This window comes from Bacteroides mediterraneensis (genome assembly GCF_900128455.1).
Lineage (GTDB): Bacteria > Bacteroidota > Bacteroidia > Bacteroidales > Bacteroidaceae > Phocaeicola > Phocaeicola mediterraneensis.
On record NZ_LT635783.1, the window covers coordinates 2,741,498 to 2,764,525 of the forward strand.

Annotated in this window: 15 protein-coding genes; 11 read left to right on the forward strand and 4 right to left on the reverse strand. The window is 49.1% G+C overall.

Going from position 1 to position 23,028, the window contains the following annotated elements:
• Positions 1-2: 2 nt before the first annotated feature.
• Positions 3-2,285: a cation:proton antiporter domain-containing protein gene (locus BQ7480_RS11715; RefSeq protein WP_072543002.1), complete on the reverse strand. Its 2,283-nt coding sequence runs from the start codon at positions 2,283-2,285 to the stop codon at positions 3-5.
• A gap of 140 nt (positions 2,286-2,425) precedes the next feature.
• Between BQ7480_RS11715 and BQ7480_RS11720 the strand changes: the two genes are divergently transcribed.
• The 4 genes from BQ7480_RS11720 (at position 2,426) to BQ7480_RS11735 (ending at position 11,053) form a co-directional block, all read left to right on the forward strand.
• Positions 2,426-4,990, forward strand: coding sequence for a heavy metal translocating P-type ATPase (locus tag BQ7480_RS11720; RefSeq protein ID WP_072543003.1), 2,565 nt, complete (start codon positions 2,426-2,428; stop codon positions 4,988-4,990).
• A 231-nt stretch (positions 4,991-5,221) separates the two neighbouring features.
• A complete protein-coding gene (locus tag BQ7480_RS11725; RefSeq protein ID WP_072543004.1) occupies positions 5,222-6,037 on the forward strand; it encodes a hypothetical protein in 816 nt (271 codons plus the stop codon).
• Positions 6,038-6,059: 22 nt separating this feature from the next.
• Entirely contained in the window at positions 6,060-10,310 is a 4,251-nt protein-coding gene (locus BQ7480_RS11730; RefSeq protein WP_072543005.1) for an AAA domain-containing protein, read from the forward strand.
• 14 nt (positions 10,311-10,324) lie between these two features.
• Positions 10,325-11,053 (forward strand): SDR family NAD(P)-dependent oxidoreductase, encoded by a 729-nt coding sequence (locus BQ7480_RS11735; RefSeq protein ID WP_072544011.1) that lies wholly within the window; start codon positions 10,325-10,327, stop codon positions 11,051-11,053.
• Here BQ7480_RS11735 and BQ7480_RS11740 read toward each other — a convergent pair.
• Positions 11,043-12,413: an MATE family efflux transporter gene (locus BQ7480_RS11740; RefSeq protein WP_072543006.1), complete on the reverse strand. Its 1,371-nt coding sequence runs from the start codon at positions 12,411-12,413 to the stop codon at positions 11,043-11,045. The genes BQ7480_RS11735 and BQ7480_RS11740 overlap by 11 nt on opposite strands.
• Positions 12,414-12,661: 248 nt before the next feature.
• Here BQ7480_RS11740 and BQ7480_RS11745 point away from each other — a divergent pair, with 248 nt between their 5' ends.
• Together BQ7480_RS11745 and BQ7480_RS11750 are read left to right on the forward strand one after the other, a co-directional pair.
• Positions 12,662-14,005 (forward strand): MATE family efflux transporter, encoded by a 1,344-nt coding sequence (locus BQ7480_RS11745; RefSeq protein WP_072543007.1) that lies wholly within the window; start codon positions 12,662-12,664, stop codon positions 14,003-14,005.
• Between the two features lie 39 nt (positions 14,006-14,044).
• Positions 14,045-14,620, forward strand: coding sequence for a Crp/Fnr family transcriptional regulator (locus BQ7480_RS11750; protein WP_072543008.1), 576 nt, complete (start codon positions 14,045-14,047; stop codon positions 14,618-14,620).
• Positions 14,621-14,630: 10 nt separating this feature from the next.
• Here the strand turns inward: BQ7480_RS11750 and BQ7480_RS11755 are convergent, their stop codons facing one another.
• Positions 14,631-15,362, reverse strand: coding sequence for a hypothetical protein (locus BQ7480_RS11755; RefSeq protein WP_072543009.1), 732 nt, complete (start codon positions 15,360-15,362; stop codon positions 14,631-14,633).
• A gap of 417 nt (positions 15,363-15,779) precedes the next feature.
• On the opposite strand from BQ7480_RS11755, the gene BQ7480_RS11760 reads away from it, so the two are divergent.
• From BQ7480_RS11760 to BQ7480_RS11780, 5 genes are all read left to right on the forward strand, one after another.
• Entirely contained in the window at positions 15,780-16,484 is a 705-nt protein-coding gene (locus BQ7480_RS11760) for a response regulator transcription factor (protein ID WP_161946433.1), read from the forward strand.
• Between the two features lie 161 nt (positions 16,485-16,645).
• On the forward strand, positions 16,646-17,227 hold the full coding sequence (locus tag BQ7480_RS11765; RefSeq protein WP_072543010.1) for a sugar O-acetyltransferase: 582 nt from the start codon (positions 16,646-16,648) through the stop codon (positions 17,225-17,227).
• Between the two features lie 101 nt (positions 17,228-17,328).
• Positions 17,329-18,051: a DUF1349 domain-containing protein gene (locus BQ7480_RS11770; protein WP_072543011.1), complete on the forward strand. Its 723-nt coding sequence runs from the start codon at positions 17,329-17,331 to the stop codon at positions 18,049-18,051.
• A 159-nt stretch (positions 18,052-18,210) separates the two neighbouring features.
• On the forward strand, positions 18,211-20,178 hold the full coding sequence (locus BQ7480_RS11775; RefSeq protein ID WP_072543012.1) for a family 20 glycosylhydrolase: 1,968 nt from the start codon (positions 18,211-18,213) through the stop codon (positions 20,176-20,178).
• A 238-nt stretch (positions 20,179-20,416) separates the two neighbouring features.
• A complete protein-coding gene (locus BQ7480_RS11780; RefSeq protein WP_072543013.1) occupies positions 20,417-20,788 on the forward strand; it encodes a hypothetical protein in 372 nt (123 codons plus the stop codon).
• Between the two features lie 153 nt (positions 20,789-20,941).
• On the opposite strand, the gene dnaK is transcribed toward BQ7480_RS11780, so the two are convergent.
• A complete protein-coding gene (dnaK, locus tag BQ7480_RS11785; RefSeq protein WP_072543014.1) occupies positions 20,942-22,864 on the reverse strand; it encodes a molecular chaperone DnaK in 1,923 nt (640 codons plus the stop codon).
• Positions 22,865-23,028 lie beyond the last annotated feature (164 nt).

A 23,028-nucleotide genomic window follows, 5' to 3' on the forward strand; every position in this document is an offset into this window, starting at 1 on the left:
ATTCATTCCGCCATCTCAGGCTCAGGAACTTCCGATACCGCAAACAAAGTCTTCAGGTCTTCTTCCTCTCCTACGACCCATACCACATCACCTTTCTGCAAGGTGAAGGAAACCTCCGGTTGCCGGAGCTTGCTGTCATCTGCCGATTCGATTCCCACTACCAGACAATGATATTTATTACGGATACCGCTTTCCCGGATAGTACGTCCGCAGAACGGCGATTTACGGGACACCACAAACTGCTTCAGGTACATCTCATGTTCCTCGAAATCCTCATCCGTATGTCCTTTTGCTATCTTTTCCAGCTGGGAAGAAAAGGCGGACAACTGCTCATCGGTACCGATTACCTGCAATTTGTCGTTGGGGAAAATGCGATTCCCTCCGCCTGGAATATTAATCCGATGCGCTCCCCGGATGATGGAAGCCACATGCACACCATATTTCTTTCCAAAGTCCAGCTCCATCAAGGTTTTCCCGCCCCAAAGCGAATCGGCCGGGATGACAAAATCCGACAAGTGCAAATCTCTGTCGAGCAAGCGCCCGGCATATTCCGGCTGGCTTTCTCCCAAATACGCCTTACGCATCTCTTTCGAACGTAAGTTCTGTACAAACGTACGTTCCAGCCCGATGGACTGCTTTTTCAGGAAACGGGAAGCAATCATGAGCAATACAACCAAAATGGCGATACCTGCCATCAGTGCTACGGAAGCCTGGAACAAATGTTTGATGATGTAAATTACAAACAATACGGCCAACACAATACGCAGCAACACGATGGATATCAAGGGAGCATGATTGAAACGGCTGTCCGCCCACAACGCTTTAAACTCGATGGAATGGTTTTTCTTCATAATCATGGCCCGCAGGAAAGGCGCAATCAAGGCAATCGTCACCACGGCTCCTGCCACCTTTCCCCAGAAATCTCCCGCAGCAGATACCAGCAGCGGAAGGAACAGATTGAAAGAGAGTACCACCATCGCCACAGAAAGCACCAGGTAAATCAGGGTGATACGCACGATGGATATCAGGAGTTTCTTCCAGTTATTCTGATGGTTCACCGGTTGCACACCAGCCGTGTAGCGTTCCAGCAAATGCCGCCAGAACACCGGCAAATGACGGTCTATGAAAGTATAGGCAGGACCCGACAAACGAATCATGTACGGAGTAAGGAAGGTCGTAATGACGGATACCGCCACCACAATCGGATACAGGAAATGACTCGTGACGTGCAGGCTGACACCCAATGCGGCAATGATGAATGCAAATTCACCAATCTGCGTCAGACTGAATCCGCACTGCATGGCAATCTTCAACGGCTGACCGGACAGCAACACACCTCCCGTACCGAAAATGGTCTGTCCTACCAGAATGGCCACCACAATAGCGAGAATCGGCCAGATATATTCCACAATCATGTTCGGGTCGACCATCATGCCGACCGATACAAAGAAGATGGCCCCAAACAAGTCTTTCACCGGAGCCACCAGCTTGTCGATATGCTCCGATTCAATGGTCTCGGCCAAAATAGAACCCATGATAAAGGCCCCGAAAGCAGGAGAGAATCCCACCCTCGCCGCCAGCACCACCATGCCGAAACACAAGGCCAACGACACAATCAGCAACGTTTCATCACTCATCAGCTTGCGGGACTTCTTCAGGAATAACGGAATGAGGTAAATCCCCACCACAAACCACAGAATCAGGAAGAACACCAGTTTGCCGATGCTGTAAATCATCTCACTGCCTTCAAAGTTCTTGCTCACCGCCATTGTGGACAACATCACCATCAACACGATAGCCAAAATATCTTCCAGAATCAGGATACTGAGCACCAAGCCTGCAAAACGTTGCTGCCGCAATCCCAAATCATCGAATGCCTTATAAATAATGGTCGTGGACGACATGGCCAGCATACCTCCCAAATAGATACAGTCCATCTGCTTCCAGCCGAACAGCCATCCCACAAAAATCCCGACCATAATCATACAGAAGATAATGGTACAGGCCGAAATGACCGCCGAGCCCCCCACCTTCATCAGTTTCTTAAAACTGAACTCCAGTCCTAAGGCAAAGAGCAAGAAAATCACGCCAATCTCCGACCAAGTCTGGATATTGTCGGCATCTGCCACCGAAGGAGTAAACGTAAAATGAGGACTGCACACAAAACCCGCTACGATATATCCCAATACAAGGGGCTGTTTTAATTTTTTAAAGATCAATGTGATAACTCCGGCACTAATCAATATTAATGCCAAATCACTGATAAGAGGGGCCAATTCCGACATAATAGTTGTATTTTATTTTTGCGCAAATGTAACTAATTCTGTTCAAGAATCGTTCCTTCTCTTGATAAATAAATATGAAACAGAAATTTTTGAATCCGATGGGAATGTTGTAATTTTGTCCCATTCTAAATAAAGGACCAATGAATACCACTAAAACTACGCAAATATTTCCCGTATTAGAGATGAGCTGTGCCGCCTGCGCTGCACGAGTAGAAAAGACCCTGAACCGTCAGACAGGGGTGTATCATGCCAGCGTGAACTATGCGGCTGCCACCGCCACCGTGGAGTACAATCCCGAGAGCTGCTCACCGGAAGCGCTGAAGAGTGCCATCCAGGCAGCTGGTTACGACCTGGTCATCGACACCCACGCTAACAAAGAAGAAATAGCAGAAGACGCGCACATACAGAAATACCGTAAACTGAAGTTCCGCACTCTCTGCTCCCTGGCCTTGTCCATTCCGGTAGCCGTCATCGGCATGTGCTTCATGGACTGGAGTTATGCCAACTATGTGATGTGGATACTTGCCACTCCCGTTGTCTTCTGGCTGGGGCGGGATTTCTATCGCAATGCCTGGAAACAGCTGAAACACCGCACGTCGAACATGGACACGCTGGTAGCCGTCAGCACGGGCATCGCATATATCTTCAGCCTCTTCAACCTGTTCTGGCCGGAATTCTGGATGAGCCGCGGCATTCATCCCCATGTCTATTTTGAAGCCGCCAGTGTCATCATCTCGTTCATTCTGCTCGGACGACTGCTGGAAGAAAGAGCCAAAGGCAACACCTCCGAGGCTATCAAGAAACTGATGGGCCTGCAACCGGCTACCGTTACCCTCCTGAGTCCGGACGGCACCCAAAAAGAGATTCCCGTGGAACAGGTACAAGCCGGACAACGCCTGCTGGTGAAACCCGGTGCCCGTATACCCGTAGACGGTACGGTAGATGAGGGACGTTCGTATGTAGACGAGAGCATGCTCACCGGCGAACCGCTTCCCTCGGAAAAAGTCCCCGGCGAAAAAGTCTTTGCCGGCACCATCAACCAGAAAGGAAGTTTCAGTTTTACAGCCGACAAGGTAAGCAGTGAGACCGTGCTGGCCCACATCATCCGCATGGTGCAGGAAGCGCAAGGCAGCAAGGCCCCCGTACAACAGCTGGTCGACCGCATTGCCGCCATCTTTGTTCCCACCATCCTGAGCATCGCCCTACTGGCCTTTCTGGCATGGGTGCTGCTGGATAGTCAGAACGGATTTACCCATGGACTGCTGGCCGCTGTCACCGTGACCATCATTGCCTGCCCCTGCGCGTTGGGACTGGCCACGCCGACCGCCATCATGGTGGGCATCGGGAAAGGTGCTGAAAACGGTATCCTGATCAAAGATGCCGACAGCTTGGAGACCGCCCGCAAGGTCAATGCCATCGTCCTCGACAAGACCGGTACCCTGACCGAAGGACACCCGACCGTGACCGACCTCTCCGCCGGCCTGTCGCAAGCCCCCCTGTCACGCATCCTTTTCACCCTGGAAAGTGCATCGGAACATCCGCTGGCACAGGCCATCGTACACCATCTCGCTGCGCAACCTCTCCCCATGGAAGGGTTCGAAAGCCTGACGGGACTGGGTGTCCGTGGAAAAATCAACGGTACCTATTATTATGCCGGCAACCGTCGCCTGCTGGAGCAACACGGACTTGCCATTCCCGCCTCTCTGGCCGAAGAAGCTACCCGCCTGAGCGAGGAAGCCAAGACCGTCATCTGGCTGGCCGATGAGAAGCAAGCCTTGGGAGTGGTGGCCATTGCCGACCGCATCAAGCCGACCTCCAAAGAAGCTGTGATGCAATTACAGGAAATGGGAATCTCCACCTACATGCTAACCGGCGACAATCCGGAAACCGCCCGGAAGATTGCGGAACAATGTGGCATCACCCATTTCCAGGCAGAAGTGCTTCCCCAGCAGAAAGCCCAGTTCATTCAGGAACTGCAACACCAAGGGAAAGTGGTAGCCATGGTGGGCGACGGTATCAACGACAGTGCCGCACTGGCCCAGGCCGACCTCAGCATCGCCATGGGAAAAGGCAGCGACATTGCCATGGACGTGGCCAAGATGACCCTGATTTCCTCCGATTTGAACAAAATCACCGATGCCATCCGCCTTTCCCAAGCCACGGTACGCACCATCCGCGAAAATCTGTTCTGGGCATTCATCTACAACCTGATTGGCATCCCCGTGGCGGCAGGTATCCTGTATCCCCTCAACGGCTTCCTGCTGAACCCGATGATAGCCGGCGCTGCCATGGCCATGAGCAGTGTGAGTGTGGTAAGCAACAGCCTGCGGTTGAAACGGAAAAAATTAACACACACCCAAGCATCGGCAGCCGTCGCGGAAGCAATACAGTCCGTGGAAGTACAACCGGTGGAAACACGACCTATGGAAGAACAGGCGAAAACCACACAGCCGGTAACCTCCCCCTCACCTGCCTCAGCCACTTCCAGTGTCCAAAAGACCTACCTGGTGGAAGGCATGATGTGCGACCACTGCCGCACCCGGGTAGAAAAAGTGCTGAATACCGTAGAAGGCGCTACCGCCCAAGTCACTTTGACTCCTCCGGAGGCTGTCATCACCTTCCAGGGAAAAGTATCATCGCTGGAAGAGTTGCAGCACCTGATTGACGAAAAAGCGGGCGACTATAAGCTAAAAGAAAAGAACTGATTGAAAGCATTTTATCTGATTTCAGTACTTCCTTGGCAGTACTGCAGTACTGCTAAGGAAGTACTACAGTACTGCCAAGGGAGTACCAGAGTACTGCAAGAGAAGTACTCAGACACTCACGGTCGCTTTTACATGAAGAAGCCAGACAGACTAACCTTAGTTTTTGCTACATACCCTTCACAAATCCCAAAAAAGTCGTATATTTGAAGCAAGAATTCAACTATACGACTTATGAAACTCATGCAATTTATTCAAGGAATGTTCCTGACAACCTGCATCCTGCTCTTCGCAGCCTGCAAAAACGATAATGGTCCGATTTACCTCGTCAGCGTGGACAACCAGCAAAAAATAACCGACGGTACGATAGAACTCAGTCTGTTCAGCACAGGCGAAAAATTCTTCATCCGGGGAGGAGATGGGAACTACACTCTCAAAAACGGAGATGCCACCATTGCGGACTACCGCTACGATGGAGAAACCCTGACCTTCCTTCCGGTCAGCATCGGCCAGACCTCTACCACCATTTCCGACCGGAAAGGAAACAGCTACACCGTATCCATCTTGGTCAGCAATCCTACAGATGAATACCGGGTGAAAAGTCTGGAAGCAGAAGTGGAAGGCGATAACCTCACCAAAGGAGATGAATCGACCTTAAAGGCACGCATCGTAGAGGAATCCCCTCTCCAGACAGAAGGACGCTTTTCCCTCATCTATTCAGATGCTTCCCAGTCGTATGGGGAACTGAGAATTTTCCCGAACAGCACCGGCAACTATCAGCTTGGCATTTTTGAACGTACCCTCAAATACACGGAAGATACAGGAGAACCCTATCTGCGCATTGAGGCTACCATGGCAGGAAGTACCAAGCAGCAATATACCTTCATGCTGTTTGAAAACGAAACGACAGCTGAAGGGACAACAACGTCCGAATCCGCTGAAGGTACAAACACAGTTTGCCTCATCAAGGAAGACGTGACCGACCAGTACAAAGGAGAATTCAACGGACTCACCAAGGCTTACCGTATCTATCACTTAATCAAACAGTAACGCCGGCCTTCCCTTTTCGCACATGTCCCGTATCGAACTCCAATCTTTCGATTTGTTCCGTCGCATCGAACAGATTCACCGTCAGCCGACGGCCGCTCCCGACAATTTACAAGCCAAATACATCCTGCTCCACAAAGTGCTGGAGCAGGCTTGTTATGAACTGACCACGGGGGTCACCCTCTCCTTTGCCAACTTGTTTTCCCGTCTGGACTACATCTGCAAGGAGAAAAAAATGACTCCCTCCGACCGATATGCCATCCAGACCATGCGCCGCAACTGCAATGCTGCCATGGGCGACCGTTTTCAGGCCGACATGCAGGAATACCTTTACGACCTGCGTGCCCTGGTACGCTTTGTCTCGCTGGGCTTTGAAGAAGATATTCCGGCTTCCATCCTTCCGGAAATCCCTCACTCCAACCGTCCCTATCAAGGCACACGCCTGTCGCACATTCCCTACGTGCGGGCTTCCGTAACCAGCTGGAACGACACCCAGATTTTTGCGGCGACCGACAGCGAGACCGACCCTTTCATTATCATCAACTATGCCAAGGGAGGGTATCAGGGCGATTTGCTGTATCTGAAGGAACTGCTGAGGGAAAACCTGCCCCTGAACCTGCTCGATGTGCGGGTGGACGAAGAGAACCATTACATTCCGAACCTTATCGTCATCCATCCCGATTACCTGATTGACATCAGTTCGCTGGCGGCCTGTTTCCGGGAATACGGACATCATCCGCTCAACTATTTCATGAATAAAATCAAGCCGAGAGCCCATACGGCTCCCATCCTGATGGGTAACCTGGCCAGCCAGTTTCTCGACGACTACATCAACGAACAGCCCCAGGAGCCGGTCACCTACCCGCGTAGCATCCAGAAATTCTTTGCCGCCTCGGCTCTCGATTTCTGTACCTGCTCACTCCCAGCCGACTTCCATGCGCAGGCGCAGGCCCAGATGATGAACATCCGTTCGTTTGTACATGATGTATTGCCCCGCAACATCCGGCATTTCAACAAGAAAAGCACCCTGCTCGAAGCCTCCTTCATCTGCGAAAAACTGGGGCTGCAGGGACGTGTGGACATGATGCAGAAAGACTTTCAGGTGCTCATCGAACAAAAGGCCGGGAAGCGCGACGAATACAACCACCGCCACAAGGAAGACCATTTCATCCAGATGATGCTCTATCAGGGCGTGCTACGATACAATTTCGGACAAGAAACGGAACACATGCAGACCTTCCTACTCTATTCCAAGTATGCCGACGGACTGCTGCTGGAGCATTTTTCCGAAAACCTGTTCCGGGAAAGCATCAAGCTCCGCAACTACATCGTACACAACGAGATGCAGCTGGGCGAAGGAGCTATCGGCGAGGTGGTGGATTCCCTCAGCACCGACCTGCTGAACGAGCTGCAGGTGAGCGGAAAGCTGTGGAACGATTACCAGGAACCGCAGTTGCAGACAGCCATCAATACCCTGAAACGCTGCACCCCGCTGGAACGGGCTTACTTCAACCGCTTCTTCACGTTCGTGGCAAAGGAACAGATTCTCAGCAAGACTGGAGGGAACAGTGATGCCTCGCACGGATTTGCCGGCAACTGGCACATCCCGCTGCACGAGAAACTGGAGGCCGGCAATATCCTGCTGGGACTGACCATCCTGCAGAAACAAAGCAGCGGACCGGGCAAAGGATACGACCTCATCGAACTGCACATTCCGACTCAGGAAGAAGATTTCCTGCCCAATTTCCGGACAGGCGATATGGTGATTCTGTATTCCTACCAGGGAGAACCCGACCTGCGAAAACAGATTCTCATGAAGGGAAACATCCTGGCACTGCGCCCGGACCGCATGACACTGGTCTTGCGCAACGGACAGCAGAACAAAGATATTATCGGGGGCAGAGACGACCTTTTCGCCATCGAACATGATTTTTCCGATACCTCGGCCAACAACGGGTTCCGCGGACTATACGCCTTTCTGTCTGCCCGGGCCGACCGGAAAGAACTTTTGTTAGGAGTACGTACCCCCGAACTGAAAGAGGAGGAAGTCACTCTGAATGGTGAATACGGCCGTTTCAACGAACTCATCCGGAAAGAGAAACAAGCCAAGGATTACTTCCTGCTGGTAGGCCCTCCGGGTACCGGAAAGACTTCGTGTGCCCTGCGCTACATGGTGGAAGAAGCTCTGAGCGAACCGGATACGTCCATCCTGCTCCTGTCGTACACCAACCGGGCGGTGGACGAAATCTGCGGCATGCTTCTCGATTCCGGCATTGCCGGGAAAACTCCGTTCATCCGCATCGGCAGCGAACTGTCGTGCGACAAGCGTTTCGTACCTTACCTGCTGAAGCACAGCCTGGCCGACTGTCCCAAGCTGACTGACATCCGGCAGAAAATCGACCGCACCCGCATCTTCGTGGCCACCACGACCTCCCTCAACAGTCGCCTCAACCTCTTCACGTTGAAGCATTTCCAGCTGGCGCTTATCGACGAGGCCTCGCAGATACTGGAGCCTGACCTGCTCGGTATCCTCTCGGCCCGCTATCAGCAGCATAACGCCATCGACAAGTTCGTACTGGTGGGCGACTACAAACAGCTTCCGGCCATTGCCCAGCAAAGTGCCGAAGAAGCTGCCGTCACCGACCCCCTCCTGCGACAAATTGGACTGGAGGACTGCCGCAACTCCCTCTTTGAACGCTTGTATAAGTCGAGTCCCGACACGTGCCGCAGTGTGCTCCGTCGGCAAGGACGCATGCATCCGGCCATTGCCGAGTTCCCCAACCAGACCTTCTACTACCGGGAACAACTGGAGTGTGTGCCGCTACCTCACCAGCTGGAAGAAATGCCCTACGAAGCTGGATTAGCTGCCCAAGACACCATCGACCGCCTGCTGCTGGAACGGAGAATGGTCTTCATCCCGGCAGAAGTTCCCGAAAGTCTCAGCGGCTCCGACAAGACCAACCCGCACGAGGCCCGTATCGTGGCCACCCTGCTGGCTCATATCTACCGCCTGACAGAGTCACGTTTCGACCCCAACCGGACGGTAGGTGTCATCGTGCCCTACCGCAACCAGATTGCCATGATCCGGAAAGAGATAGCCTGCCTCCAACTACCTGCCTTACTGGACATCTCCATCGACACGGTGGAACGCTACCAGGGGAGCCAGCGGGATGTGATTATCTACTCGTTTACCGTACAGAATTTCAGTCAGCTCAATTTCCTGACGGCCCACACGTTCCAGGAAGACACCTTCCTGATAGACCGCAAGCTGAACGTGGCTCTGACCCGGGCCCGCAAGCAACTGCTGCTGACCGGCAACCCACACATTCTCGGGGCCAATATCACATTCTACAAACTGCTGGAATACATCCGCCTGCACAACGGTTACCTGGAAACGGATTCCGAATCGTTCTGTCAAGGCAATTTCACCCTCCCGTCTTACCGCCGGAACTGGGAACTAGAGGAAGGCAGCTATTCCTTGCCCGCCCACTTCCAGCAGGTTTTCGAGCAACTGGTTCTGCCTCCGCAGGATTGGGAGGCAAACGAGGCGCACTACCGTGAAACCACGGCTTACGGTCGGTGTGACTTCCGTGCCTTACCCGAGGAGATGACTCCGCAGACTTTCTGCCAGGCATACAACTATTTCTATCTGCGGAAACAATATGCAGCAGCACAGGCCCTCTTCACCGGAAGCGGCAACTGGCTGTACAACCTGATTCGGAAAGTCTCCGGCCGGGTGGTATTCTGTGACCTTTCCTGTGAGGCAGGTGCCTCGGGACTGGCCTTTGCCGATGTGTGCCGTTCCCTGCCTCACCTGGACCTGACCTATGTGGGTATCTATCCGATGCAGGAGATGGGGGAAACCGCCGAAGCCTTCTTTCAGACCCCGGCCTACAAGCACATTCAGACAAGCTCGTATCCCCGCTTGTCGGCCGTGAGACCGATGTTCTGGCAGACTCATTCGGTACTGACCGAGCTGGTGATTTTCAACCTCTCCAGCCTGTTCGACCGCATTTCACCACGGGAAGCGCGCGACCTGGCCCTGCAAATCAACCAGCTGGTGCATGCCCGTCCCCTGAACCACTACGTATTGGTGTATCGCGACGATGCAGGACCTTGCAGGAACAACCACTCCTATACGGCCTTCTGCAACCACCTTTCCCCCGAGCTGAAACCGCTCCAGCCGCAGATGCCCCTATGCGGAAAAATCCATTGTAACCCTACTGAAGGACTCCCGCTTTCGCAGGAATTCCTTTATGAAATACGTACTAACTGATGAAAAAGAAACCTATCCAGCGGGCCCTTATCGTAGGGGCCACTTCCGGCATCGGAAAAGAAACGGCCTTGCAACTGCTCCAGAAGGGGTGGATACTCGGACTGGCAGGCCGACGCGAAGAAAAACTGAAAGAATTGCAGCAGCTGGCTCCGGACCGCATCTACATCCGAGCCATCGACATTTGTCAGGCAGAGGCACCCGACCGCCTGCAGGAATTGATTGATGAAATGGGAGGCATGGACCTCTACCTGCACTGTTCAGGCATCGGACACCAGAATTACGCACTGTCACCGGACATCGAACTCCAGACACTCGAAACCAACGGAACGGGGTTCGTACGGATGGTCACCGCCGCGTTCCGCTATTTTGCCCGGCAACAAGGAGGACATCTCGCTGTCATCAGCTCCATTGCCGGTACCAAAGGACTGGGAGCCGCCCCGGCCTACTCCGCCACCAAGCGTTTCCAGAATATCTACATCGACTCCCTGGAACAGCTGGCCTACATGCAGCATCTCCCCATCCACTTCACCGACATCCGGCCCGGATTCGTGGCCACCGGCTTGCTGAACGACGGCAAGCATTATCCCATGCTGATGTCCACGGAGAAAGTAGCCCGTCACATCGTGCGAGCCCTGGAAAAAAAGAAACGCATCGCCCTCATCGACTGGCGCTACCGCATCATGGTAGCCCTCTGGCACCTGATACCGCCTGCCGTCTGGAAACGACTGCCCATCAGGAATTGACGGGCACCCGTCTTTCCTTTGCCACAATCTCCTTCAAGCGACGGTACACATAGATGAAAGCCGGCACCAGGAACAGGTTGGCAAACAGCCAGGCCGTCGGGTCGCCGAAGCAGACGCCCCAAAACTTCCAGGCCGGTACGAGGAAAAGACTGACCAGCACACGGGCTATCATTTCAGCTACGCCCGAAAACATGGCCAGCCGCGTATAACCTGCCCCCTGAATGGTGTAGCGGAGAATACTCAGCGACCCCAGCAGGATGAAGAAAGACGTGTTGATGTGCAAGAACAACACGGTATCTTTCATAATCTCCGTCTCCTCGGGCGAAATGAACAGCAAGGCAAACTTGTCGGCCAGTCCCCACATTACAATGGCAATCGCTACGGAATAGACCAACATCATCAGCGTGGCCGACTTGATACCCATCCAGATGCGGTCGGGCTTTCCGGCACCATAGTTCTGTCCGGAATACGTAGCCATGGCCATACCCAGACTGTCCAGCGGACACATCACGAACATCTTGATACGCATGGCCGCAGTGAAGGCAGCCACACAGGCCGTACCCAATGCATTGTTCGCACTCTGCAACATGATACTGCCGATAGCCGTAATGGAAAACTGCAAGCCCATCGGCACCCCGATAGACAAAAGCTGACGGGCCAGGTCTTTCCGGAAACGGCGGTCGGACGGCTCGGTTTTCAGGATGTCAAACTTGCGGTACATATAGATGTAGCACAGCAAAGCCGAAAGTCCCTGAGAGAAGACCGTGGCGATGGCCGCTCCGGCTACACCCCATCCCAGCGTCAGGATACAGAACAAATCGAGTACAATGTTCAGCAACGTGGAGAACAACAGGAACCAAAACGGGGTCTTGCTATCTCCCAACGCACGGATGATGCTGGAAAGCAGGTTGTAGAAAAACGTACACGGTACGCCGATAAACGTGATGAGCAAATAAATGTAAGCCCCCTCAAAAATATTCTCAGGTGTCTGCATGGAACGTAGGATAAATCCGCAGAGCAGACTCGTGACAATGGCCACCGCCACCGACATCACGGCCGCCAGCTTCAGGCTGACCGACACATAACGCCGCATCGTGACATAATCGCGGGCCCCAAACTTCTGGGCCACCGGAATGCCGAAACCACCACAACACCCGTTGCAGAATCCCAGTATCAGGAAAACCACCGATGTGCTGGCTCCCACGGAAGCCAAGGCATTAATACCTAAGAATCGCCCTACAATGGCCGCATCCACCAGCGAATACGTCTGCTGAAGCAGGTTGCCCAGCAACAAAGGAAATGTAAAATTCAAAATCAGCGGCAGACTTGGCCCTGATGTCATCTCTCTAGACTGTGCCATAAATATCCTCTCGTTATCCTCAAAAAATAATAAGTGTACAAAAGTACACTAAAGTTGTGAAACGAGAGAGAATCAAGGCGTTAAATAAGGTAATCCAAGGCGCTTTTTTACCTTAAATCATCCCTGAAAAAACACAAAGACGTTTTCGGAACACCCCTTTTCAGGCAGTAATTTATTATCATTTGTGAATTTTTTAATGCTGGAATTGACTTACCTTCGCAGCCAAATTCAAGAAACAGAGAAAAGACATGAAAGACAGTATTGACTTCGGAAGCATGGACATTCCGAAATTGTTCCGAAAATTACTTATCCCTACCGTACTGGGAATGATTTTCTCGGCCATCTTCATCATCACCGACGGCATCTTCGTGGGGAAAGGCATCGGCAGCGACGCCCTGGCCGCCGTCAACATCACGGCTCCCCTCTTCCTGATTAATACGGGCGTGGGACTGATGTTCGGTATCGGTGCCTCGGTCGTGGCCTCCATTCACCTGTCGCAAGGGAAAGTAAAGGTGGCCCGCATCAATATCACGCAGGCTGTCATAGTTTCCTCCTTATTGCTCATCGCCTACGCCGCAGTCATTCTCTGCAACGTGGAAGAAATAGCCTTACTGCTGGGAAGCTCACCCCGCCTGTTGCCTCTCGCCGCCGAATACATGTACTGGTTCGTGCCCTTCCTGGTGTTCAGTGCCCTGCTGAGCTCGGGCATGTTCTTCGTGCGACTGGACGGCTCACCCAACTACGCTATGGTGTGCAACATCATCCCTGCCCTACTCAACATCGGTCTGGACTACCTGTTTATCTTCGTCTGCAAATGGGGCATGTTCGGAGCCGCCCTGGCCACCAGTCTGGGCTACATCGTCGGTGCCCTGATGATTCTGGTTTATCTGATGCAGCCTCAGCACATTCTCCGTTTGTGTAAAGTCAAACTGTCTTGGAAAAGCCTGCGGCTCACCCTCCGCAACACCGGCTATATGTGTAAGCTGGGATTGTCCAGTTTTCTCTGTGAGGCAGCCATCGCCACCATGATGTTTGCCGGGAACTACGTCTTTATCCACTACCTGGGTGAAGACGGGGTAGCCGCCTACAGCATCGCCTGCTATTTCTTCCCCATCATCTTCATGGTGTACAATGCCATTGCCCAGTCGGCCCAACCTATTCTCAGCTACAACTTCGGAGCCGGACACCCGGAACGCGTGCGGGCAGCCTTCCGATTGGCCCTGCTGACCGCCATCTCCTGCGGCATCATCGTTTTCGCCGTCACGGCCTTGTTCTCTTCCCAAATAGCCTCCTGGTTCATCGACAGCCGCTATCCGGCACACGACCTCGCCGTAGAAGGACTTCCTCTGTTTGCCTCCGGCTTCGTATGCTTCGGCATCAACATCGTATCCATCGGCTACTTCCAGAGTGTGGAACGCGACCGCCCTGCCATGGCCATCACCCTGCTGCGCGGATTTATCCTCGTGTTACTCTGCTTCTGGCTGATGCCGCTGCTATGCGGAGTGCCGGGAATCTGGCTGGCCGTCCCCGTTTCCGAGCTACTGACCTTTCTTTTTGTCCTCACTCTCTATTGCCGCGGCAAACGAAACTAAGATTTTATTACCTTTGTAGCGACATAGATACCCAAAGGAATGAAAACTTTTAGCGAGATACTGCACGAAAAATATGGACTGAGTGCCTCGGAATCCGAGCAATTGCTGGCACAGATGGAACGACTCACCTACCGAAAAGGGGAACACATCGTACGGGAAGGAGAACGCAACAGCAGTCTCTACCTGGTGGCCAGAGGAATCTGGAGAGGACATTATCTGCGCGACGGAGTGGACATTTCACTCTGGTTTGCTTCTGAAGGAGACACGCTCTTCTCTTCGTGGAGCTACGTGGCCGACCGTCCCTCTCTTACCTCCATCGAAGCCATGAGCGACAGCACGGTCTTCCGCATCTCCAAGCAAAAGATGGAGACTTTTTTTGCCTCTTCCATCGCCTTTGCCAACATCGGAAGAGTCATTTTCGAACGGCAGTTTCTGGACATGGAAAACTGGATGATAAACGGAGGAGCCGCACAGGCGAAACAACGTTACCTTGCCCTGCTGGAGCAGAATCCGGAATTGCTGCAGCATGTCCCGCTAAAGCACATCGCCTCTTATCTGATGATTACGCCTCAGTCGCTCAGCCGCATACGGGCGGAACTGAGCAGAAAGAAATAACGAAGTAGAATTAATGAACGCCAGTGATGGCACCAATCCAATATCTGCCTTCTTGGTATGTAGTCTGAATATTCATTTGATGTGTGTACTTTCCTGCCTGATAAGTAACCTGGTAATTATCAGTGTCCAACGGAAGAACTTTCAGACTCTTGAACCACATACTGTCGAAATCAAAATTCGTCACCAAAAGGTCATAGCCCTCGAAAGTATCCTGCAAATACTCCTGTTCTGCTTTCTTGAATTGTTCCAAAGCTGTGTGAGACAGATTGGACAGACGTAAAGACTGCAACTTGGCATTCAAATCGCCGCACATACTGCAATAGGTAGCCAAATAAACTTTATAAAAACTTTCGACCAATGATTTTCCCGACGAACTATCTATTTTATAAGAAGCTACATTTTCAAAACAAGACAACCACTCATCTCCATATTGGGTATCGCTTTCAATCGGGGTAATATATACAATCTTACATTGGTCATTCACATATCCCACTTTCAATGGAATCTCTACCAGACTGGTACTATCTTTTTTATCCCAAAGATAACTTACCATACACCAGTCGTCTGCAATTTCTCTTACATTCAATGTCTTGATTGCATCTGAATTCACATCTTGTGCCCGTATAATCGGATTGCCTCCAGTAGCATAAGCCATTCTATGGAGTTTGGCAGCCAATTCTTCGGTTAAATACTTCTTACACAATGCTTCATTATTCGAATCTACATTTAAAAGGTTCGTCATATAATTCGTATAAAATGTACGCACTTCATCTATGCATGCACCAGAACAGATTGAGCTGCAACAAAGCCACAAGACCGGTATAAATAAGAGTTTCCTTTTCATTGTTTAATAGTTAACGTGAGCGTAAAACAAAAAGTATTAGATTTATAACGTCCAATTATAACCTTTAAATGATTACCATAAGACTTTTCAGCGCCTAAAGTACAGAAATTTATGATATGACTAATGATTTTTGTAAGAAATTTGCATTACAAGAGGAAAAACGACCACTTTCTCCATACTGATTTATAACCATATCTTATCAGGAATACACTCATTTCATCCTGATTCGAAAAAACTTTGTATACTTTTGTGGCACTGTAACCTGAATGTATGATAGAAATAGATGAGAGATTAAACCAAAAGTTCCATCAACAAATGGATGGAGTACACGCACAAGACGAGGAACAACGCCTGTGTCTTATTGCACAGTCCTACTCTATCTGCGAAAACTCCATTGCCGTATTAAGTAATTTGCGTACGGGGAAAAGCCATATCTTCTTCGGAAAGTCCTGTAAAATATTGGGACTAGGTAAACCAAGCACCATTCAAACGGTGGATTCCGTATGGGAAGAAGAGATTTACAACCGGATTCATCCGGACGACTGGAAAAAACGATGTCTGCAAGAGTTGACTTTCTTCCGCAAGATATCTTCCTCTCATTCAAAAGATATATTTTCCTGGTATCTTGAAAATACCATGAGAATGTGTGACAAGGAGAGTGAATACCACTATTGGAAGCATCGTATCTTCTATTTCGCAGGAGACGGGCAACAAGGGATAAGCTATTCTCTCTGCTTATACAATCTGACCTCAGAAGATAGTGAAGCTGCTTATCTGATAAATACGATGACAGGCGAGAAAAAAATTCTTCTCACGGATAAGAGTCAACTTCTTTCTGATCGGGAAAAAATCATATTGCAAATGATACAAAATGGGAAATCCAGTAAAATGATTGCAGACAGACTGGCAATCAGCAAACATACGATAGACCGTCACCGGCAGAATATCATAGCCAAACTGCAAGTGAACAACACCACCGAAGCATGCCATAAAGCAAAAAAGCTGGGATTAATTGATTAAGCAAACAGCCGAAATATTGCTCAGAAGGCAAAAGATACCACCATCTCCACATTGACGCGATGGCGACATCCGCATCTCTTCTATATAGACGATACTACTATTTTATACGGATATAAGAACATTTTAATCACTTACTTAAAATAAAACCTACCAAAACAAAAATGACAGAATGGGATAAAATGCAGGCGCATCAAATCTGCAATGACTTTGATGCGGATTTGTTTGAACGAAGAGTGAAAGCCAAAAGACTATTCAAGGAATTTAACCGTACCGAAGACCACGAAATTGAACGCCGTCAGGAAATCATGCGTCAACTCTTCAAGAAAGTGGGTGAACGTGTTTGGCTGGAACCAAACTTTACCTGCGAGTTCGGAAAAAACATTACGATTGGGAGTGATGTCTATATTAATTTTGGATGTACCCTGCTTGATTGCGGACAGATCACAATAGGCAATCACACGTTATTAGGACCGAATGTAAGTGCATACTCCGCCAATCATTCACTTGATCCGGCTGAACGGATAGCCGGTGCCTTAGTTCCGAAACCGATTACGATAGGAAATCGCGTTTGGATTGGAGGTAGCAGCATACTCCTCAGCGGCGTTACGATAGGCGATGATACCGTGATTGGTGCTGGAAGTGTGGTCACTCATGACATACCTTCAGGGGTCGTGGCCGCCGGAAATCCTTGCCGTGTCTTACGAAAAATCACCGAGCAAGACAAAGTCGGTTTTCCTGTATAAATCTCAGCATAAAGTGAACATGTACCCAAATAACGACTTTGAAAATAGAAAGCCCTTTCTCAGATTGAATAAATCATAAACTTTTAATATAAACAAGTATCATGAAAAAATATCTTTTTTTAGCCATGGCTACGATAATGACAGCCGCTTGCTCGCATCCAACAGCAGACAAAACCCAACCAATTGCAGAAAGCTCCAGACTGACAGATTGTAACGTCTCTTTAAATGGCCTTCATTTTACCAAATCGCTCAACGGAGCCGAAAAACAAGTGAGTGATTCAGCAGGTATCGTCACCTTTCGTGCCAAACCTCAAGCAGACTTTTTCTGTGATCCTAACGGAAAAATATCACAAGATGATGCCGCCATCCTTTTTATGGAAATAGACAACCAGAAACCTTTCACATATTCTGCCAAGGTCAAAACGGGTTTCATTCCGGAAGGAACCTACAACGCAGCTGTCCTCTTTGCGTATGCCAATGACACACTGTGGCAGAAGTTGTGTTTTGAGCAAGATGAAAGAGGAACCCATCGGGTGGTAAGCGTACGAACCATCGGTACCTCCGATGACAACAACCATGAGGTGGTAAATGAGGATACAGAATCCATTTATTTTAAAATATCATCCGACACGCAAACCATAGCCAATTACTATTCGTTGGACGGCAAGACATGGCAGATGGTCCGTCTCTATAAAAACGAATATGGGGATAAGATTTATCTGGGTATCTGTAGCCAGGCTCCTCAATCGAACGAATGTGTCTCAACTTTTGAAAATTTACAGCTGACTGCTGATTACGTGAAAGATTTCAGATTGGGAGAATAAATATAAATTTCCATCTCCCTATCATTCTTCGTAAAAAACGAAAACAGGATAAGCCACTGAAATACATAAATCACACCACATCTACCCCCAATATTTATGGCAAAGCCAGAGAATATTTGTACATTTCGTGACTTATTTACTAATCTATAAATTACCAATATGAAAAGACTAAAAAAGATAGTTTTATTGGCATATGGTGTATGCTGTCTGTCAGGTGCCGTATGGGCACAAAACGTCAAACCTTTCGTTATTCCGGAACTGAAGGAATGGAAAGGAGGCGACGGTCAATTTACACCCACCGCCTCATCACGGATTGTATGTACCTCGGGAGAAACGGAACTGCTCCGTGTGGCACAAGCTTTTGCAGCCGACTATGAAGAAATGTTCGGTGTGTATATGCCAGTGTCCGTAGGCAAGTCCACAGCCGGCAACTTTGTATTCCAACTCAAACCCGACCGCAAGATGCCAAAAGAAGGTTATGACATCCGGATTACCGACCGGGTGCTTGTCTCTGCACCGGAAACTTCAGGCGTTTTCTGGGCCACCCGTACCCTGTTACAGATGACAGAGCAGTCGGATACCCGCAGTTTGTTCAAGGGAACCATGCGCGACTTCCCGAGCTATGCCGTGCGTGGTTTTATGTTCGACTGTGCCCGCAAGTTCTTTACCATCGACTTCCTGCGTGACTATGTGAAGTTCATGGCTTACTACAAGATGAACACCCTGCAGCTTCATCTGAACGACAACGGCTTCAAACAATATTTTGACAACGACTGGAACAAAACTTATGCCGCCTTCCGTCTGGAGTGCGACACTTATCCGGGCCTGACCGCCGAGGATGGTTTCTACACCAAACAACAGTTTATCGACCTGCAGAAACTGGCTGAGAATAACTATGTGGAAATCATTCCGGAAATTGATGCTCCGGCTCATTCCCTGGCTTTCACACACTATAAACCTGAGATTGGCAGCCAAACTTATGGCATGGACCATCTGGACCTAGACAATCCGGAGACTTATAAATTTATGGACGGACTGTTCAAGGAATATCTCGAAGGCGATAATCCGGTGTTCTGCGGCAAGCGGGTAAATATCGGTACCGACGAATACTCCAACAAGGACAAGAAAGTGGTAGAGCAATTTCGCGCCTTCACCGACCATTACATTAAATATGTGGAGAAGTACGGTAAGCAGGCATGTGCCTGGGGTGCCCTGACACATGCGCAGGGTGACACTCCCGTGAAAGTGGACAACGTGATTCTGAATCTGTGGTACAATAATTACGCACAACCTCGTGAGATGAAAAAGCTGGGTTACAAGATGATTTGTATTCCTGACGGACTGGTTTATATCGTACCACAGGCCGGTTATTACAACGACTATTTGAACTGCCAGTATCTATACGAAAACTGGACTCCGGCCATAATAGGCGATGAAGTATTCGACGAGAAGGATCCGTCCATTTTGGGCGGTATGTTTGCCGTATGGAACGACCATGTGGGAAACGGTATCTCCATGCAGGATGTACACCATCGTGTATTCCCAGCCATGCAGACTATGGCCGTGAAGATGTGGACCGGCAAAGACACCAAGCTGCCTTATGCCGAGTTCAATCAGAAACGCATCACTCTGAGCGAGGCTCCGGGAGTGAATATTCTGGGCCGCATCGGAAGCGGTAAAGAACTCGTTTATGAAACAGACGTTGTATATCCGAACATGAAGACTCCACATCGCGAAATTGGCTACGATTATACCGTAAGTTTTGACATCGAAGGGACCAATGAAACTAAAGGTACCGAGCTGTTCCGTTCACGCGATGCTGTATTTTATCTGTCAGACCCACTCAGCGGTATGTTAGGTTATGCCCGCGACGGTTATCTTTATACTTTCGACTATCGGGTAAAACCGGGTAAAGCAAACTTGGCCATTGAAGGCGACAGTCAGTCTACCCGTCTCTACGTAAACGGAAAGCTGGTAGAAGAACTAGGCAAGCAGACTTTATACTATAACGAAGGTGGAAAGGACAAAATGTATCGCTCATGCACCTTGGTATTCCCATTGGAACAGGCCGGAAAGTTTTCCAGCCGCATCAATAATTTGAAAGTATATAATTACAAGCTACATTAATCTCCTCCTAAAAAAATGAACTGCACCCCAGAAGTTTTGTGTCTAACTTTTGGGGTGCAGTTCATTTTGAGACAGTTTTTTATTGAAATCACAAACCAAATTATAAACATCTATTCATTTATAAATTTGCAAATGAACCATTCCTTCTACTATTTTGTTATCATAAAAATAATAAGTTCCTTGAATCACCAAGAATCCAGTGCTATAAAGAACCATATTTTTTACCAACCTGAACATTATGAAAAAATCTCTATTAATTATTTCATTGTGTGCATTTATTTTTTCTTGTTCTAAGGATTTACCAGAAAATCAAAGTACACAAAACTCTACGAGGCTTATAGGAAAAACTTTTAGTACTCAGAGTCTTTCCCTCACCTTTACAAGCAGTGATTCTGTTTCTTTCCAAACCAAAAATACGTTATATCTTTTGAAAGGAAAATCAAAATATGAAATGAATAATGACACCATCGTCATAAAAAGTCCTTATGGAAAAAGACTGAAGCCCAATGAAACTACCGATAGTTATATACTTAGCTTCATCGGTTACTTACGGAATGATAGAATAGAAGCTACGTTTTTCATCATTGGCCCAGAGGAAAAAGAACAGTAATTAGGACATGATGTCACATTGTTTATGGAATAAAATCCATAATAAAGTAAGCACTATCTATAGCATACATACTCTAATAAAAACAAAAAAAGGTGTGAAACCACTTGGGTTCCATACCTTTTTTTATGGATGTTTATCGTTGTTTATCGATACTTATTTCACTTCCTCAAAGTCAGCATCCTGTACATTATCATTGTTCTTGCTGTTTGAACTCTGACCGTTGTTTGCCTGACCTGCATTAGGACCTGCCTGAGCACCGCCTTGTGCACCCGTCTGAGCGTACATTTCTGCACTTGCAGCCTGGAAGGCAGTCTGCAATTCAGCGCTTGCTGCATCGATACCAGCCAAATCCTGAGCCTTGTGAGCATCTTTCAGTTTCTGGAGGGCAGCTTCGATAGGAGCTTTCTTGTCGGCCGGAATCTTATCGCCAAGGTCTTTCAACTGATTTTCAGTAGTAAAGATCAAGCTATCTGCCTGGTTCAGCTTGTCGATACGTTCCTTTTCCTTCTTATCAGCTTCTGCGTTAGCTTCAGCTTCAGCCTTCATACGGTCGATTTCTTCCTTGCTCAAACCAGATGAAGCTTCGATACGGATGGCCTGTTCCTTACCCGTAGCCTTATCCTTTGCAGATACCTTCAAGATACCGTTGGCATCGATATCGAATGTAACTTCAATCTGAGGTACACCACGACGAGCCGGAGCGATACCTGTCAAGTTGAACTGACCGATTGACTTGTTCTGAGCAGCCATCGGACGTTCACCCTGCAATACGTGGATGGTAACTTCCGTCTGGTTATCAGCCGCAGTAGAGAAGACTTCACTCTTCTTGCACGGAATAGTCGTGTTGGCATCAATCAGCTTGGTCATTACTCCACCCATTGTTTCAATACCCAATGTCAACGGAGTGACATCCAGCAATACGATGTTACCTACACCGGCTTCCTTGTTCAAAACGGCACCCTGGATACAAGCACCTACGGCTACTACTTCATCCGGATTTACACCCTTAGAAGGAACTTTGCCGAAGAAGTCTTCAACCAGCTTCTGTACAGCCGGGATACGTGAAGAACCACCTACCAAGATGACTTCATCGATATCTGCGTTGTTCAGACCAGCATCGCTCATGGCCTTCTTACAAGGTTCCAGACAAGCCTGAATCAAGTTGTGAGCCAAAGCTTCGAATTTTGCACGAGTCAATGTCTTTACCAAGTGTTTAGGCACACCGGCAACCGGCATAATATACGGCAAGTTGATTTCAGTAGAAGTGGAAGAAGACAATTCAATTTTTGCCTTTTCAGCAGCTTCCTTCAAACGTTGCATAGCCATCGGATCAGTTGTCAAGTCGGCACCTTCGTCGTTCTTGAATTCCTGAACCAACCAGTCGATGATTACTTGGTCGAAGTCATCACCACCCAGGTGAGTATCACCGTTGGTTGACAATACTTCGAATACACCACCACCGAATTCCAGGATAGAGATATCGAATGTACCACCACCAAGGTCGAATACGGCTACCTTCATATCTTTATTAGACTTGTCCACACCGTAAGCCAATGCAGCTGCAGTCGGTTCGTTCACGATACGTTTTACATCCAGACCGGCAATCTGACCAGCTTCCTTAGTGGCCTGACGCTGAGAGTCTGAGAAGTATGCCGGAACGGTGATGACAGCTTCAGTAACTTCCTGACCCAAGTAATCTTCAGCAGTCTTCTTCATCTTCTGCAGAATCATGGCTGAGATTTCCTGCGGAGTGTACAGACGTCCGTCGATATCTACACGCGGAGTGTTATTGTCGCCTCTTACTACTGAGTAAGGTACACGAGCAATTTCTTTCTGAACCTGATCGTAAGTTTCACCCATGAAACGTTTGATAGAATATACCGTACGTTTCGGGTTTGTGATAGCCTGACGTTTGGCAGGATCACCTACCTTACGTTCGCCACCGTCAACGAAACCTACTACTGAAGGAGTGGTACGTTTACCTTCGCTGTTGGCAATTACCACCGGTTCGTTACCTTCAAATACTGCAACACATGAGTTTGTTGTTCCTAAGTCAATACCAATAATCTTTCCCATAATTGTATCTATTTTTATTATTTTCTAATCAGTTAATTCTGTAGCGCCGAAGCGTTACGCCCTATAAAAGACAAATGTCATGCCAGAAGAAAAAAAAGTCCGTGCCAGCATTTTTTTCTGACACGGACTGCCATTTTGGCCGTTTTATGTGACATTCTTGTCTC